At 52.7% G+C, this 14,119-nt stretch carries 13 protein-coding genes, 1 tRNA gene and 2 rRNA genes; 3 read left to right on the top strand and 13 right to left on the bottom strand.

Translation table 11 applies throughout. The features are described 5' to 3' along the window. Nucleotides 1-5: 5 nt before the first annotated feature. From rrf (CWM66_RS18685) to rrf (CWM66_RS18675), 3 genes are all read left to right on the top strand, one after another. A 5S ribosomal RNA gene (gene rrf / locus CWM66_RS18685) occupies nucleotides 6-121 on the top strand. 14 nt (nucleotides 122-135) lie between these two features. Beyond that, nucleotides 136-211 (top strand) — tRNA-Thr (locus CWM66_RS18680). 38 nt (nucleotides 212-249) lie between these two features. Continuing rightward, nucleotides 250-365, top strand: a 5S ribosomal RNA gene (gene rrf, locus CWM66_RS18675). 207 nt (nucleotides 366-572) lie between these two features. Here rrf (CWM66_RS18675) and CWM66_RS18670 read toward each other — a convergent pair. The 13 genes from CWM66_RS18670 to accC all read right to left on the bottom strand — a co-directional run bounded on the left by CWM66_RS18670 (nucleotide 573) and on the right by accC (nucleotide 14,116). Further along, entirely contained in the window at nucleotides 573-1,331 is a 759-nt protein-coding gene (locus CWM66_RS18670) for an amino acid ABC transporter ATP-binding protein (RefSeq protein ID WP_007369845.1), read from the bottom strand. 8 nt (nucleotides 1,332-1,339) lie between these two features. Beyond that, entirely contained in the window at nucleotides 1,340-2,443 is a 1,104-nt protein-coding gene (locus CWM66_RS18665; RefSeq protein ID WP_043956345.1) for an amino acid ABC transporter permease, read from the bottom strand. A gap of 9 nt (nucleotides 2,444-2,452) precedes the next feature. Then, nucleotides 2,453-3,634 carry an amino acid ABC transporter permease gene (locus tag CWM66_RS18660; RefSeq protein WP_035888020.1) on the bottom strand — a complete coding sequence of 394 codons (1,182 nt, stop codon included), beginning with the start codon at nucleotides 3,632-3,634 and terminating at the stop codon, nucleotides 2,453-2,455. Nucleotides 3,635-3,706: 72 nt separating this feature from the next. Then, a complete protein-coding gene (locus tag CWM66_RS18655) occupies nucleotides 3,707-4,732 on the bottom strand; it encodes an amino acid ABC transporter substrate-binding protein (protein WP_007369848.1) in 1,026 nt (341 codons plus the stop codon). Between the two features lie 476 nt (nucleotides 4,733-5,208). Then, nucleotides 5,209-5,430, bottom strand: a complete 222-nt coding sequence (locus CWM66_RS18650; RefSeq protein ID WP_035888016.1) for a hypothetical protein — start codon at nucleotides 5,428-5,430, stop codon at nucleotides 5,209-5,211. Between the two features lie 341 nt (nucleotides 5,431-5,771). After that, nucleotides 5,772-7,850, bottom strand: coding sequence for a bifunctional diguanylate cyclase/phosphodiesterase (locus CWM66_RS18645; RefSeq protein ID WP_079517285.1), 2,079 nt, complete (start codon nucleotides 7,848-7,850; stop codon nucleotides 5,772-5,774). A gap of 164 nt (nucleotides 7,851-8,014) precedes the next feature. Continuing rightward, the gene (locus CWM66_RS18640; RefSeq protein ID WP_107147041.1) at nucleotides 8,015-8,176 is read right to left on the bottom strand and encodes a DUF2556 family protein; all 162 of its coding nucleotides are present in this window, start codon (nucleotides 8,174-8,176) and stop codon (nucleotides 8,015-8,017) included. Between the two features lie 163 nt (nucleotides 8,177-8,339). Further along, complete coding sequence (gene fis / locus CWM66_RS18635) at nucleotides 8,340-8,636, bottom strand: DNA-binding transcriptional regulator Fis (protein ID WP_000462905.1); 297 nt, start codon at nucleotides 8,634-8,636, stop codon at nucleotides 8,340-8,342. Between the two features lie 25 nt (nucleotides 8,637-8,661). Continuing rightward, entirely contained in the window at nucleotides 8,662-9,627 is a 966-nt protein-coding gene (gene dusB, locus CWM66_RS18630) for a tRNA dihydrouridine synthase DusB (protein WP_035888013.1), read from the bottom strand. Nucleotides 9,628-10,081: 454 nt separating this feature from the next. Then, nucleotides 10,082-10,963: a 50S ribosomal protein L11 methyltransferase gene (prmA, locus tag CWM66_RS18625; RefSeq protein ID WP_007369854.1), complete on the bottom strand. Its 882-nt coding sequence runs from the start codon at nucleotides 10,961-10,963 to the stop codon at nucleotides 10,082-10,084. A gap of 11 nt (nucleotides 10,964-10,974) precedes the next feature. Next, nucleotides 10,975-12,426 (bottom strand): sodium/pantothenate symporter, encoded by a 1,452-nt coding sequence (gene panF / locus CWM66_RS18620; protein WP_072439290.1) that lies wholly within the window; start codon nucleotides 12,424-12,426, stop codon nucleotides 10,975-10,977. After that, nucleotides 12,416-12,658 carry a YhdT family protein gene (locus tag CWM66_RS18615; protein ID WP_007369856.1) on the bottom strand — a complete coding sequence of 81 codons (243 nt, stop codon included), beginning with the start codon at nucleotides 12,656-12,658 and terminating at the stop codon, nucleotides 12,416-12,418. Before CWM66_RS18615 ends, panF begins: the two co-directional genes overlap by 11 nt. 108 nt (nucleotides 12,659-12,766) lie before the next feature. Beyond that, a complete protein-coding gene (accC, locus tag CWM66_RS18610; RefSeq protein WP_035888007.1) occupies nucleotides 12,767-14,116 on the bottom strand; it encodes an acetyl-CoA carboxylase biotin carboxylase subunit in 1,350 nt (449 codons plus the stop codon). Between the last annotated feature and the right edge of the window lie 3 nt (nucleotides 14,117-14,119).

Genomic DNA, 14,119 nt, shown 5'->3' with positions numbered 1-14,119 from the left:
ATTTGCCTGGCGGCACTAGCGCGGTGGTCCCACCTGACCCCATGCCGAACTCAGAAGTGAAACGCCGTAGCGCCGATGGTAGTGTGGGGTCTCCCCATGCGAGAGTAGGGAACTGCCAGGCATCAAATTTAGCGTGCTGATATGGCTCAGTTGGTAGAGCGCACCCTTGGTAAGGGTGAGGTCCCCAGTTCGACTCTGGGTATCAGCACCAGTTATAGCGGTTAAAGTTCGGCACTTAGAAAGAATTTGCCTGGCGGCAGTAGCGCGGTGGTCCCACCTGACCCCATGCCGAACTCAGAAGTGAAACGCCGTAGCGCCGATGGTAGTGTGGGGTCTCCCCATGCGAGAGTAGGGAACTGCCAGGCATCAAACAAAACAAAAGGCCCTGTCGAAAGACGGGGCCTTTTGTTTTATCTGCTGTTTACCCATAAACATCATCTCCTGATGAGGATAAATCGTCGGGGAGATGTTGAACGTTGCGCTGCAACGACCTCTCGTAAAACACCATAACATTAGAACGCGAGCGATAAAAAAGGCCACCCGTAGGTGGCCCTGAAATACGGCGATAACGATTAGTGGATAACTTGCGACAGGAAAGCGCGGGTACGTTCTGATTTCGGGTTCGCAAAGAACTCTTCAGGTGGCGCCTGCTCAACAATCTCACCGCGATCCATAAAGATCACACGATCAGCGACGGTGCGGGCAAAGCCCATTTCATGGGTTACGCACAGCATCGTCATACCAGATTGCGCCAGGCCAATCATCGTATCCAGCACTTCTTTCACCATTTCCGGATCCAGCGCTGACGTGGGTTCATCAAATAGCATGATCTTTGGCTTCATGCAGAGCGAGCGGGCAATCGCCACACGCTGCTGCTGACCACCCGAAATCTGTCCGGGGAATTTGTGCGCATGCTCGGCAATACGCACGCGCTCAAGATAGTGCATTGCCAGCGCTTCAGCTTCTTTCTTCGGCATTTTGCGCACCCAAATTGGTGCCAGCGTACAGTTCTGTAACACGGTGAGATGCGGAAACAGATTGAAGTGCTGGAAAACCATGCCCACTTCCTGGCGAACCTTTTCAATATTGCGGATATCTTCGTTCAGCTCGATACCATCAACAACGATACGGCCCTGCTGATGCTCTTCCAGATGGTTGATACAACGGATAGTCGTTGATTTCCCTGAACCGGAAGGGCCGCAGAGTACAATACGTTCACCCTGCTTAACGTTCAGATTGATGTCTTTCAGGACATGGAACTGCCCGTACCACTTGTTCACATTATCGAGCGTAATCATCGCGTCGGCAGGTTGCATAATCATATTACTCATGGTGTTCCTCAGTGCGGTGTACGCCCGGTGTTAAAGCGCTTTTCCAGATGCTGGCTGTAGCGCGACATGCTAAAACAGAAAACCCAATAAACTAATGCGGCGAAAACATAGCCCTCGGTCGACATACCGAGCCAGGCCGGATCGACTGTAGCCTGCTGCACGCTGCTGAAAAGATCGAACAGGCCGATGATGATCACCAGGCTGGTATCTTTAAACAGCGCAATAATGGTGTTCACCAGGCCCGGGATCACCAGCTTCAGCGCCTGCGGCAGAATCACCAGCCCCTGTGTTTTCCAGTAGCCCAGCGCCAGAGATTCCGCGGCTTCGTACTGGCCTTTCGGTAGCGCCTGCAAACCGCCGCGCACCACTTCCGCCACATAAGCAGACTGGAACAGGATCACGCCGACCAGCGCGCGAATCAGCTTATCAATGCTGGTTCCTTCCGACATAAACAGCGGTAGCATGACCGAGGACATAAACAGAACGGTGATCAGCGGCACACCGCGCCAGAACTCAATAAACACTACTGACAAAATACGCACGACTGGCATTTTTGAACGACGCCCCAGCGCCAGTAAAATGCCCAGCGGCAGCGCACCGGCAATACCGACAGAAGCGATAATCAGCGTCAACGTCAGACCGCCCCACTGGCGGGTTTCAACGCGATCCAGTCCCAGAAAGCCGCCAAACATTAACCACCAGACAACGATCGGGTAGATAACAGCCCAGCAGGCAATGTAGCGGCCACGATGTGGTAGAGCTTTCCAGAACATCGGCACAATCGAGAGCAGGCCAATAATCAGCGCCAGATTAATACGCCAGCGCTGTTCATGCGGGTAAAGGCCATACATAAACTGGCCAAAACGCTCATGAATAAATACCCAACAGGCGCCCGCTTTTGTACAGTCCGCCCGGGTTGAGCCCACCCAGTTCGCCTGAAAAAACGCCCACTCCAGCAGCGGTGGGATCAGTTCCCACATCAGCCACAGGCAAACGATCGTTAGCAGTGAGTTAGACCAACTGGAGAACAGATTTTTTCGTACCCACAACACCGCGCCATTGCTTCTTGCAGGTGTCTGGCGCGCAGAGGGAGACAGAATAGCTTTTGTCATCGTAATTCCTTAGCGCTCAATCAGTGCAATGCGACGGTTATAAATGTTCATCAGTAGTGAGATCGACAGACTGATAAGCAGATAAACAGACATAGTGATAGCGATGGTTTCAATGGCCTGACCGGTCTGATTCAGCACTGTTCCCGCGAAGAGTGACACCATATCCGGATAGCCGATAGCGGCCGCCAGAGAGGAGTTTTTCGCAATGTTCAGGTACTGGCTGGTCAGTGGCGGAATAATGACGCGCAATGCCTGAGGGATAATGACCTGGCGCAGCGTCACCGGATTCGGCAATCCCAAAGAACGCGCGGCCTCATGCTGACCATGAGGAACGGACTGAATGCCTGAACGGATAATCTCAGCGATAAACGCGGAGGTATAAACGGATAACGCAAGCGTCAGCGCGGCAAGTTCCGGGATCAGCACCATTCCGCCCTGGAAGTTAAAACCGCGCAGTTGCGGAATCTCCCAATGCAATGCTGCGCCGAAAACCCAGTGTGTCAGCAGCGGTAGCGCAATAATCAACCCCAGCGCAACCGGCCAGGTACGACGCAACTGACCGGTCTTGATCTGATGGGCTTTATTAAAACGAAACAGACCGACAGAAATGATCACTGCCACGATAACAGCGGCAGCAAAGGCCAGCAGACCTTCGCCAATTTGTGGCGAAGGAATATAGAGGCCACGGTTGCTTAAAAACAGCAAATCCATTGCATTAACCGCCTGGCGTGGGCCGGGCAAGTTACGCAGTACGGCAAAGTACCAAAAAAAGATTTGCAGCAGCGGCGGGATATTGCGAAAGGTTTCGATATAAATCGTCGACAGTTTTCGCAGTAACCAGTTTTCCGACAGGCGCGCCAGACCAAGGAAGAAGCCGAGGAAAGAGGCGAATACAATACACAATGCCGAGACCAGCAGGGTGTTAAGTAAACCGACAAGGAACACACGTCCATAGGTGTCGCCCTGCTCATAATCAATCAAGTGTTGAACAATTCCGAAACCAGCGGCGCGATCGAGGAACGCAAAGCCGGAGGTGATCCCGCGATTGTTCAGGTTAGTAACCGTGTTGTGTACCAAATAGATTGCGATAACGACCACGGCGACAATCGCAAGGATTTGAAACAGCCAGGCACGAACCGCAGGGTTAGAAAGGGAGAAGGAGCCTTTCACGGTTGGGCGGCGATGGGACATAGCAAAAACCTCAGTAACCATGACTCTGGGCTGGGCACCACGCGAGGTGGTGCCCGTTACAGCACTTGCGAATTAACGCACTGGCGGAGCGTACTGGATACCGCCGTTATTCCAGAGGTTGTTCTGGCCACGTTTGATTTTCAGCGGGCTTTCAGAACCTACGTTACGTTCAAAGATTTCGGAATAGTTACCGACTTTCTTGATGATGTTGTAAGCCCATTTATTATCAAGCTTCAGATCTTTACCAAAGTCGCCTTCTTTGCCGAGCAGGTGAGCCATATCCGGTGTCGCCGGGTTTGCGGCTTTCTGATCAACGTTCTTCGAGTTAACGCCCATCTCTTCGGCGTTCAGCATCGCGAACAGCGTCCAGCGCACGATGGCAAACCAGTCGTCGTCGCCACGGCGAACAACCGGACCCAGCGGCTCTTTAGAAATCACTTCCGGCAGGACGATCCACTCAGTCGGGTTGCTCAGTTTGATACGCAGCGCGTACAACTGAGACTGGTCGGAAGCCAGCGTATCGCAACGGCCTGACTCCAGCGCTTTTGCCGATTCGTCAGAACGATCGAAGGTTACCGGGGTATATTTCATGTTGTTGGACTTGAAGTAATCCGCCACGTTCAGCTCGGTATCGGTACCGGCCTGAATACAAACGGTTGCGCCATCCAGCTCTTTAGCACTTTTCAGACCCGCTTTGTTATGGGTCAGGAAGCCGATACCGTCGTAATAAGTTACGCCAGTAAATGACAGCCCCATGCCGCCGTCGCGGGAAGAAGTCCAGGTGGTATTACGGGAAAGAATATCCACTTCGCCGGACTGCAAAGCGGTAAAACGCTCTTTCGCGGTCAGCGGGGTATATTTCACTTTGCTGTCGTCACCGAAAACGGCGGCGGCGACGCCACGGCAAACGTCTACGTCGATACCGGTGAATTTACCGCTCGCGTCCGCGTAGGAGAAGCCAGGCAGGCCGTCGCTGATACCGCATTGTACAAAACCTTTCTTTTTAACGGCATCCAGCGTTGTGCCCGCATGCGCCTGATTTGCAAGAGCAAACAGCGCACCGGCAGCGACCAGGCTGGCGATCATCATCTTTTTCATAATGTATCCTGTGTGGCGAAAAATTTATCGTTATATAAAGGCGTCCGGGAAACGCCTGAAACCTGTCTGTGGCTATGGCCATTCTCTCTTAAGCAAAGGGAATGCCAATATTGCGAATGACGTGTTTGAAAGGGGCGTATACGCAATATTGAGAGTGTAGACAGGAAAAAATAAAACCAGCGCCCCGTCGTGGTGCAAAACTACAACCTGCGCCACAAAATGGAGCAAAAAAATCACAGAAATTACTTTTTATTAACAGACAGGTTTCGCAGGTGAATATAAGCAATATAGTGAATGGCTGCGTTTGTGAATCAGCTCACGAAGAAAGGGGAGAGATAGAAAAACAGGATATTAATACGCGGCGGTTAATCATTTATTTTTGAATAACGACAGATATGAAATGCTGGACATTTACTGGCGGGAAAAAGAGTGCACCACAATAAAGCAAAAGCGCGGTAAGCCGCGCTTTTGATAATTTATCGGGTCAATGCCACGATGCCGAGCGTCAGACCAGCCAGCGCCGCTGCGCCGCCCGCAATCGCTCCGGCAGTTTCCCAGTTATCCTGAGTTGTCCCTTTCATGCAGGTATTGGTATGTACCAGGCGACCCTGATCGTCATACACCGGCACGCAAGGAGAATCATGAGCACAACCGGCAAGCAGTGTTGTCAGTAATGCTACAGCGATGAAATTTTTCATAATGTTACCTCGAATAAACACAACTCCCGATATCAATACCCGTATATCTCTACTGAGTCGATATTGATTATTTTACCATCCGGTAACGGCGATTCCCTGGTGCAATAATCTCAAAGTATGTGCAGTGTAAACATCATGGAGGGAAAAGTGCGCTCAGGAATAGAAAATGCAGAAAAGATGAAGCAGAGAATAAAAATAGCGCCTGTTCAACTACAACGTATTGATTAATGGCCAACCGGCGCGGCATTGTGAAATTAACTGGATACGAATAATAATTCAGTTTATCGGTCAGGTAAAATAAAAGCGCCGTTAAGCGCCTGGATTTAACTGCTTAATTATTTTCAGGAAAAGGTGTCCGTCGGGCTAAGTTTATTACCATAAGCGGTAATGGATTCCGCACTTACTGGTTTCCCTAATAAATAACCTTGCAGCGTGTTGCAGCCCAGTTCAGTGAGAAAAGCCTGTTGTTCTTCCGTTTCCACCCCTTCCGCCACAACTTTCAGGTTCAGCGTTTTGGCCAGCGCGACGATCGCCGAAACAATCGTGGCATCTTCGCCTTCTTTACATAGTTCCCGAACAAAGGCGCGATCGATTTTTAACTCGCAAGCCGGTAGACGCTTCAAATAAAGCAGGCTGGAGTAACCGGTGCCGAAATCATCAATCGATGCCTGCACGCCCGCATTCGTTAACTCGGTTAATACACGCACGCTCTCATCAGGATTGCTCATAGCGGTGGTTTCTGTCACCTCAAGAATCAGCTTTTCTGGCGGAACATCATGCTTTTTCAGTGCGTCCAAAATGGTCTGCACTAGCCCATTTTGCTCGAATTGCATGGTGGAAAGATTAACGGCAATCGACCACTCCAGATGGCCCTGTTTGCGCCATTCGCTAAGCTGCCGACAGGCTTCATCCACCACCCAGTTACCTAGCGGAATAATCAGGCCGGTTTTCTCCGCCAGCGGAAGAAACACCTCCGGCGACAGAACCCCCTGAAAAGGATGATGCCAGCGCAATAGGGCTTCAAAACCAATGACCGGCCCGGACGGTGCTTTAAATTTCGGCTGGTAAACCAGGCGAAACTCCTGGCGTTCCAGTGCTAACCACAAATCATTGAGCAGTTGCAGTTGGGTTTGCGCTAGCGTATTCATTGAAGGCTGGAAGAAGTGATAGCCGTTACGCCCCATATGTTTGGTGTGATACATCGCCGCATCGGCGTTAAACATCAGCTCGCGCTCGTTTTTACCATCGTGCGGATAGAGGGCAATCCCGACACTCAGCGTGACGATCACATCGTAAGGATCGATGTTGAAGGGTTTATCGATTGCACGGACCAGCGCATTGGCAAGCGTTGCTGCTTCATCCGGGGCATTGACTTCCGCCAGCAGAACAAACTCATCGCCGCCGATACGCGCCAGCGTATATTGCCCTTTCAGCGGTTGCCTCAGACGATCGGTAACCGCCACCAGAAGCTTATCGCCAACATCATGGCCCCAGGCATCATTTACGGTTTTGAAACCATCCAGATCCATAAACATCAGCGCAAAGAAAGATCCTTCGCGCCTGGCTTTATTGATCGCTTGTTCAAGGCGGTCTTCCAGCAATACGCGGTTTGGCAGACGGGTCAGCGTATCATGCAGAGCCAGACGCGCCAGCTCGCGGTTAGCCGCCGCCAGTGAAGCCGCCAGCAGGGAAGTCCGCACCTGTAAACGTGCATCGAACATTGAGACCAGCAGAGTAATACCGAGTACAGAGAACGCCATCATACTGACCAGAATGACCAGCCAGTTGTTGTTGAATCCGTGGTGCCCTGCTGCATGCTGTGGAGGAAATTGCGCCGCCATCATGCCGGTATAGTGCATTCCGGCAATGGCAATCCCCATCAGGATCGCCGCGCCAAAGCGCATCAGCGCTACTTGAGCGCCTTCATGACGCAGACGGAAAGTGAGCCACAATGCAGCGAAGGATGCCGCCAGGGCAATCACCACCGACAGCGCGACCCAGTTCATATTCCAGACGATAGCAGGCGAAACCTGTAATGCAGCCATGCCAGTGTAATGCATAGCGACAATTCCCAACCCCATAATAATGGCGCCGGGTATCAGGCGCTGGAGATGAAGTTGCGAGCCGCTGACGAGCCAAAGGGCGAACAGTGATGAGCCGATGGCGATAACCATCGAAAGGGCAGTCAGAAAGGGGTCATACAGCATGCTCATCGAAATGTTCATAGCCAGCATGCCAATAAAATGCATCGCCCAGATGCCGATCCCCATCGCCACGCCGCCGCCGCTTAACCAGACCCAGGACGCAGTTCCGCTACTGGAGGTGACGCGTCCGGCCATATTCAGGGCGGTGTAAGAGGCCAGAATGGCGACAATAAAAGAAACAACAACAAGGATATAGTCGTATTGGCTAACCAGCATGATGTCATCAACTCATTCACTAAGATCGTTACGTATTACTACGGTCGTACGGGCGAAAAGGGCTGAGACATTATCATCGACTAAGGATGACGCAAAATGATTTAAATCCCCGATATATACAGGGGATAGCAGCATGTTCGCGAATTTTCGCTACAAGCAATCACTTACAGATTATCGCAATTCACCAGTTTGAGAGGGTTGACGGAATTCATGTTGCGGCATTTATCGACCTCGGCGGTGATGTACTCCACCCAGTGCATGATTAAGCCATCCAGCGCAAGGATTGAGAGGGCGAAAACGACCAGCCACCAATATTTGCGAATCATTCCATATCTCCCTTTCTTGCAACCATTGGCTGAAAATATACACGAATCCGCAACCGTGCAAAGAGAGGGAAAGCGGCGTTTTTAGCGTCATTTCAGGCAATAAAAAAGGCGCTTCCCCATGCCGGTTAGCGCCTTTTTATCAATACAACTTACTGATTCAGAATCAGTTCATGCCGTATTTTTTCAGTTTTTTACGCAGCGTGCCGCGGTTGATGCCCATCATCAGCGCCGCGCGGGTCTGATTACCACGGGTGTATTGCATCACCATGTCCAACAGTGGCTGTTCTACTTCAGCCAGTACCAGCTCATACAGGTCATTAACATCCTGACCATTCAGTTGAGCAAAATAGTTCTTCAGTGCCTGTTTTACCGAGTCACGGAGCGGTTTTTGGGTTACCTGATCCTGAGAGTTAACGGTAGAAACGGTCAGTACGTCAGAATTTACGCGTTGTTCGAACATAGTTCTGTCAGCTCTTTATTTCTGTTTACGCAAAATTTTCGAAGTATGCCTCCAACGCCTCCAGCTGTTCGCTGGCATCCTCAATGGCGTTGAATGTGCGCCGAAACTGGTCATTCGGAGCGTGCTCCTGAAGATACCAGGAGACGTGTTTACGTGCGATTCGGTAACCTTTTGCCTGGCCATAAAAGTCATGCAGTTCCCGAACATGCGCGCAAAGCAAGCGCTTAACCTCTGCCAAAGGCAGCGGGGCCAGCAGCTCCCCAGTGTCCAGATAGTGCTGGATTTCCCGGAAGATCCAGGGTCTTCCCTGAGCTGCGCGGCCTATCATCAGGGCATCCGCCCCTGTATAGTCGAGCACAGCTCTGGCTTTTAGCGGGTCAGTAATGTCGCCATTCGCGATAACCGGAATGGAAACTTTCTGCTTAACTGCCCGAATACTGTTGTACTCAGCTTCTCCGTTGAACAAACAGGCGCGGGTGCGTCCATGAATGGTCAGAGCCTGAATACCACATTCTTCAGCCAGTTGGGCAATTTCTACGCAGTTACGGTGTTCCGGAGCCCAGCCTGTGCGAATCTTCAGCGTAACAGGCACATCTACTGCATTCACTACCGAGGTCAGGATAGACTTCACCAGATCCGGGTACTGCAACAGAGCCGAGCCTGCCAGCTTGCGATTCACCTTTTTCGCCGGGCAACCCATATTGATATCAATAATCTGGGCGCCGCTTTCCACGTTAATGCGTGCGGCTTCCGCCATTTCATCCGGATCGCTCCCTGCAATTTGCACGGTGCGAATACCGGGTTCATCAATGTGCACCATCCGCAGTCGGGATTTGTCGCTTTCCCACACTTGCGGGTTAGACGACATCATCTCGGATACGGTCAAACCTGCTCCCATCTCGTAGCACAACGTCCGGAATGGTCTGTCAGTAATGCCAGCCATGGGCGCTGCGATCAGGCGATTTCTGAGCTGGTGATGTCCGATACGCATGAGTTAAGAAATGACCATACTGTGACTGCAAGGCGGCGTATATTACGCATTTTTTGCACGAGATGAAAGGCCAAACTTTGAGCAATCCTCTGTTGTAGATCAAGGAATCGCCAGTCCGCCAGAGTGATTCTGGAATTAAATTATATATTTCATGGCGTTATGATTAAGATAAAAATTTCACGTAACTAATAAATTCGCGCGAGTTATCGTTTTTTACCAGGCCATCAGCGGCAGAATTGCTGTTTTTTACAGCAGAAAAAAGCGGGTTTTGCGAACCTGCTCGCATTTTTATGCCGATGTTTTTTCGTGGCCAGGCCGCCACACATCGGCTTTAGCGGCGATGATGAGCGTGAAAAGTGTCCGGATTGCGATGGGAAAATTGTCAAAGGATGTTTTGACGACAGATAAAGGAGAGGGGAGATAAAAAACGTGGCCCGCAGGCCACGCTTAAGTCCTATTTCTTCTGGCCAGTGATACGGCACCACTCCTCTTTCTCGACCACCGGATCGAGCGTGAAGAGATCGGCGTAAGCCTCGCAGACGCTTTCCGCCTGGCTGGCGAGGATACCAGAAAGCCCCAGCAGGCCGCCCTCTACGGGCAGTACGCTGATTAATGGCGCCAGTTCGCGCAGAGGGCCAGCCAGGATATTAGCGACCACGACATCCGCTTTCATCACCTCTGGCTGGTCATTGGGCAGATAGAGATCCAGACGATCGGAGACGCCGTTACGTTCGGCGTTGTCGCGGCTTGCCTGGATCGCCTGCGGATCGATATCAATGCCGATCGCCTTTGCAGCGCCCAGTTTCAGCGCCGCGATCGCCAGGATCCCCGAACCGCAGCCAAAGTCGATCACTGTCTTGCCGCTCAGATCGAGGCTGTCCAGCCATTGCAGGCACAGCGCCGTCGTTGGATGGGTGCCGGTGCCGAATGCCAGGCCCGGGTCGAGCATCACGTTGACCGCGTTTTCGTCCGGTACATCGCGCCAGCTTGGGCAGATCCATAGCCGCTCGCCAAAGCGCATCGGGTGGAAGTTATCCATCCATTCGCGTTCCCAGTCTTTATCTTCCAGCTGCTCGATTTTATGGGCGAAGCCTTCACCCAGCAGTGGGTGCAGCGCAAGCTGGGCGACCACATCGGCCATCTCTGTTTCGGCGTCAAACAGGCCGATAACGTCGGTATCGCCCCACAAGCGAGTTTCGCCCGGCAATGGTTCAAACACGGGCGTGTCGTGCGTATCCTGGAACGTGATGGATACCGCACCCGCTTCCATCAAAGCATCGCTCAGATCTTCAGCATTTGCGCCGGTGGTGTTCAGTTTCAGTTGGATCCATGGCATGTCGTAACTCTTTATTCATTAACAGAAACAGTCGGAGCCTGCGGCGCCGGTTGACCAAAACGGTTCCCGACGACGAAGGCCAGCAAACTTAACAGCAACGAAGGCACAATCGGATGAAAGCCCAGGTACTGAATATTAAACGTGGCGAGAACGGCATACAGTACGCCGCCCGTGACCATGGCGCTCAATGCGCCAGCAGCATTCGCCCGCTCCCAGTACAACCCCAAAACCAGCGGCCACAGGAATACCGCTTCCAGACCGCCAAACGCCAGCAGGTTTAACCAGATAATCATCTCTGGTGGACGCCATGCCGCCAGCATCATCAGTACGCCGAGTATCAGGGTTGTCACGGTGGAGATGCGTTTTAAACGCGGTTCATGACGAATTTTAGTCGGCTGGGCGCTTAACCACAGATCTTTGATGATTGTGGCCGAAGCCTGCAACAAATGCGCATTGACGTTCGACATGATCGCGGCCATTGGCGCAGCAAGAAACAACCCGGCAGCCCAGGGCGGTAAGACCTCGACCATCAGTGTCGGGATCACCTGATCGGGTACCGAAAGATGCGGTAACACGGCGCGGCCGAGTGCGCCAGCGAGATGCATTCCCAGCATTAACAGCGCGATGACAATAGTGCCGATAATAATGCCGCGATGAACCGATTTGCTGTCTTTATAGGAAATACAGCGAACGGCGGTGTGCGGCAAGCCAATAACACCAAAACAGACCAGCACCCAGAATGAGGTCATAAATGCAGGCGAAAGGATATCGTGAGCGCCGTGCGGGCTTACCAGTTGTGGATCGATCTGTTGCAGCGTTTCTACCGCACTGTGCAGCCCGCCAGCGGCATGGATCACGCCGACGAGCAGCACCAGCGTGCCAATCAACATCACCATCCCTTGCATCGTATCGTTGAGTACGCTGGCGCGAAAACCGCCAAATGCGGTGTATAGCGCAATGGTGATGCCAAAGATCAGCAGGCCGGATTCGTACTTGATCCCGGCGGCGGTTTCCAGCAGACGCGCGCCGCCGATAAATTGCACGGCGATGGCGCCGACAAAGGCAACCAGCAGGCTAAGGCTGGCGATCCACACAACCGCACGGTTCTGGTAGCGCGCCATCAGCATGTCGTTCAGGGTAATCGCATTGTAACGGCGCGCCAGGATAGCGAACTTTTTGCCGAGGATACCCAAAGAGAGCCAGATGGTTGGCACCTGGATCATCGCCAGCAACACCCAGCCGAGGCCAAATTTATAGGCTGCGCCCGGTCCGCCGATAAATGAACTGGCGCTGACATAGGTTGCCGTCAGCGTCATAGCCAGCACAAAACCGCCCATCGAACGACTGCCGAGGAAGTATTCACTCAGGAACGTGCCTTTGCTGCGCTGGCGCATAGCATAAAAGGAGAGACCGAATACTACGATCAGGTAGATAACCAGTACGGCGATAATTTCACTCTGCATCGTTATCCTCCAGCGGAATATCACGGAAGATAAAGCGCACCATGGCCCAGCACAGCAACACAAAGACCAGCGGCGTTAACAGGCAGGCCAGCTCAAACCAGCGCGGCAGCCCGGTAAATCCCTGCTCCGTACCAGGTAGGTAAGCGCACACTAACCATGCAGCAAGATAGAGAAGGGTCAGCCACAGTGCCCAGCGGGCTTCTTTGTGGGCCTGAACAAAACGGTTGTCCATTTTTTTCCCTTGTGGATGAAGAAAGCGGGGATTGTACCCTATGGAAAAGATGAGGGGAGAGAAAAAGAAAAAAGGCCGGAAAATCCGGCCCTTTGCGATGATTGCAGATTATTTTTCCTGCAAGCCGAGTTTTTTCTCCAGGTAGTGGATATTGGTGCCACCGTGCTGGAAATTCTCGTCGTTCATGATGCGGGTCTGCAACTCCACGTTGGTTTTGATACCGTCGATAATCAGCTCCTGCAGTGCATTCTTCATGCGCGCAATCGCCACATCGCGGCTCTCGCCGTAGCAGATCAGTTTGCCGATCATGGAATCGTAATACGGCGGCACGGTATAGCCAGCGTAGATGTGCGATTCCCAGCGAACGCCAAAACCACCCGGCGCGTGGAAGCGCGTAATTTTACCCGGGCTTGGCAGGAAGGTGTTCGGATCTTCGGCGTTAATACGGCATTCCACCGCATGGCCTCTGACCACAACTTCATCCTGCTTGATGGAGAGCGGCTGACCGGCAGCAATGCGCAGCTGTTCTTTGATCAGGTCAACACCGGTGATCATCTCAGTAACCGGGTGCTCAACCTGAATACGGGTGTTCATTTCAATGAAGTAGAACTCGCCGTTTTCAAACAGGAACTCGAACGTACCCGCTCCGCGATAACCGATATCGACACAGGCTTTGGCGCAGCGTTCGCCGATATAGCGACGCAGTTCCGGGGTAATGCCCGGTGCCGGCGCTTCTTCGACCACTTTCTGGTGGCGGCGCTGCATGGAGCAGTCGCGCTCGGCCAGATAGATGGCATTGCCCTGGCCGTCTGCCAGCACCTGGATCTCGACGTGGCGAGGATTTTCCAGGTATTTTTCCATGTACACCATGTCGTTGTTGAAAGCGGCTTTCGCTTCCGCACGGGTCATGGCGATGGACTGCGCCAGGTCGGCATCTTTGCGCACAACGCGCATACCGCGACCGCCGCCGCCGCCGGAGGCTTTGATAATGACCGGATAACCGATGCGTTTGGCATGCGCGCGGTTAGCGTCATTATCATCGCCCAGCGGGCCGTCAGAACCCGGAACGGTCGGTACGCCGGCTTTCTTCATGGCGGTAATCGCGGACACTTTGTCGCCCATCAGGCGAATGGTGTCGGCTTTCGGGCCGATAAAGATAAAGCCGGAGCGTTCAACCTGCTCAGCAAAGTTGGCATTCTCTGAAAGGAAGCCGTAACCCGGGTGAATCGCCACGGCGCCGGTGATTTCGGCAGCAGAGATGATCGCCGGGATGTTCAGATAGCTTTTCACGGACGGTGCCGGACCGATACAGACCGTTTCGTCCGCCAGCAGTACGTGTTTTAAATCGCGATCCGCAGTGGAGTGCACGGCGACAGTCTTGATGCCCAGCTCTTTGCAGGCACGAAGAATACGCAGTGCGATCTCGCCGCGGTTAGCGATAACAATTTTATCCAGCATGTG

It is taken from the genome of Kosakonia sp. H7A, assembly GCF_003028445.1.
Lineage (GTDB): Bacteria > Pseudomonadota > Gammaproteobacteria > Enterobacterales > Enterobacteriaceae > Kosakonia > Kosakonia radicincitans.
The sequence above is the reverse complement of the archived record's forward strand: the minus strand, read 5'-3'. Positions and strand labels throughout refer to the sequence as shown.

Bases quoted from the DNA above. Each gene is read 5' to 3' on its own strand.
- CWM66_RS18670 (WP_007369845.1), bottom strand. From the start codon at position 1,331: ATGAGTAATATGATTATGCAACCTGCCGACGCGATGATTACGCTCGAT.
- CWM66_RS18665 (WP_043956345.1), bottom strand. From the start codon at position 2,443: ATGACAAAAGCTATTCTGTCTCCCTCTGCGCGCCAGACACCTGCAAGA.
- CWM66_RS18660 (WP_035888020.1), bottom strand. From the start codon at position 3,634: ATGTCCCATCGCCGCCCAACCGTGAAAGGCTCCTTCTCCCTTTCTAAC.
- CWM66_RS18655 (WP_007369848.1), bottom strand. From the start codon at position 4,732: ATGAAAAAGATGATGATCGCCAGCCTGGTCGCTGCCGGTGCGCTGTTT.
- CWM66_RS18650 (WP_035888016.1), bottom strand. From the start codon at position 5,430: ATGAAAAATTTCATCGCTGTAGCATTACTGACAACACTGCTTGCCGGT.
- CWM66_RS18645 (WP_079517285.1), bottom strand. From the start codon at position 7,850: ATGCTGGTTAGCCAATACGACTATATCCTTGTTGTTGTTTCTTTTATT.
- CWM66_RS18640 (WP_107147041.1), bottom strand. From the start codon at position 8,176: ATGATTCGCAAATATTGGTGGCTGGTCGTTTTCGCCCTCTCAATCCTT.
- fis (WP_000462905.1), bottom strand. From the start codon at position 8,636: ATGTTCGAACAACGCGTAAATTCTGACGTACTGACCGTTTCTACCGTT.
- dusB (WP_035888013.1), bottom strand. From the start codon at position 9,627: ATGCGTATCGGACATCACCAGCTCAGAAATCGCCTGATCGCAGCGCCC.
- prmA (WP_007369854.1), bottom strand. From the start codon at position 10,963: ATGCCATGGATCCAACTGAAACTGAACACCACCGGCGCAAATGCTGAA.
- panF (WP_072439290.1), bottom strand. From the start codon at position 12,426: ATGCAGAGTGAAATTATCGCCGTACTGGTTATCTACCTGATCGTAGTA.
- CWM66_RS18615 (WP_007369856.1), bottom strand. From the start codon at position 12,658: ATGGACAACCGTTTTGTTCAGGCCCACAAAGAAGCCCGCTGGGCACTG.
- accC (WP_035888007.1), bottom strand. From the start codon at position 14,116: ATGCTGGATAAAATTGTTATCGCTAACCGCGGCGAGATCGCACTGCGT.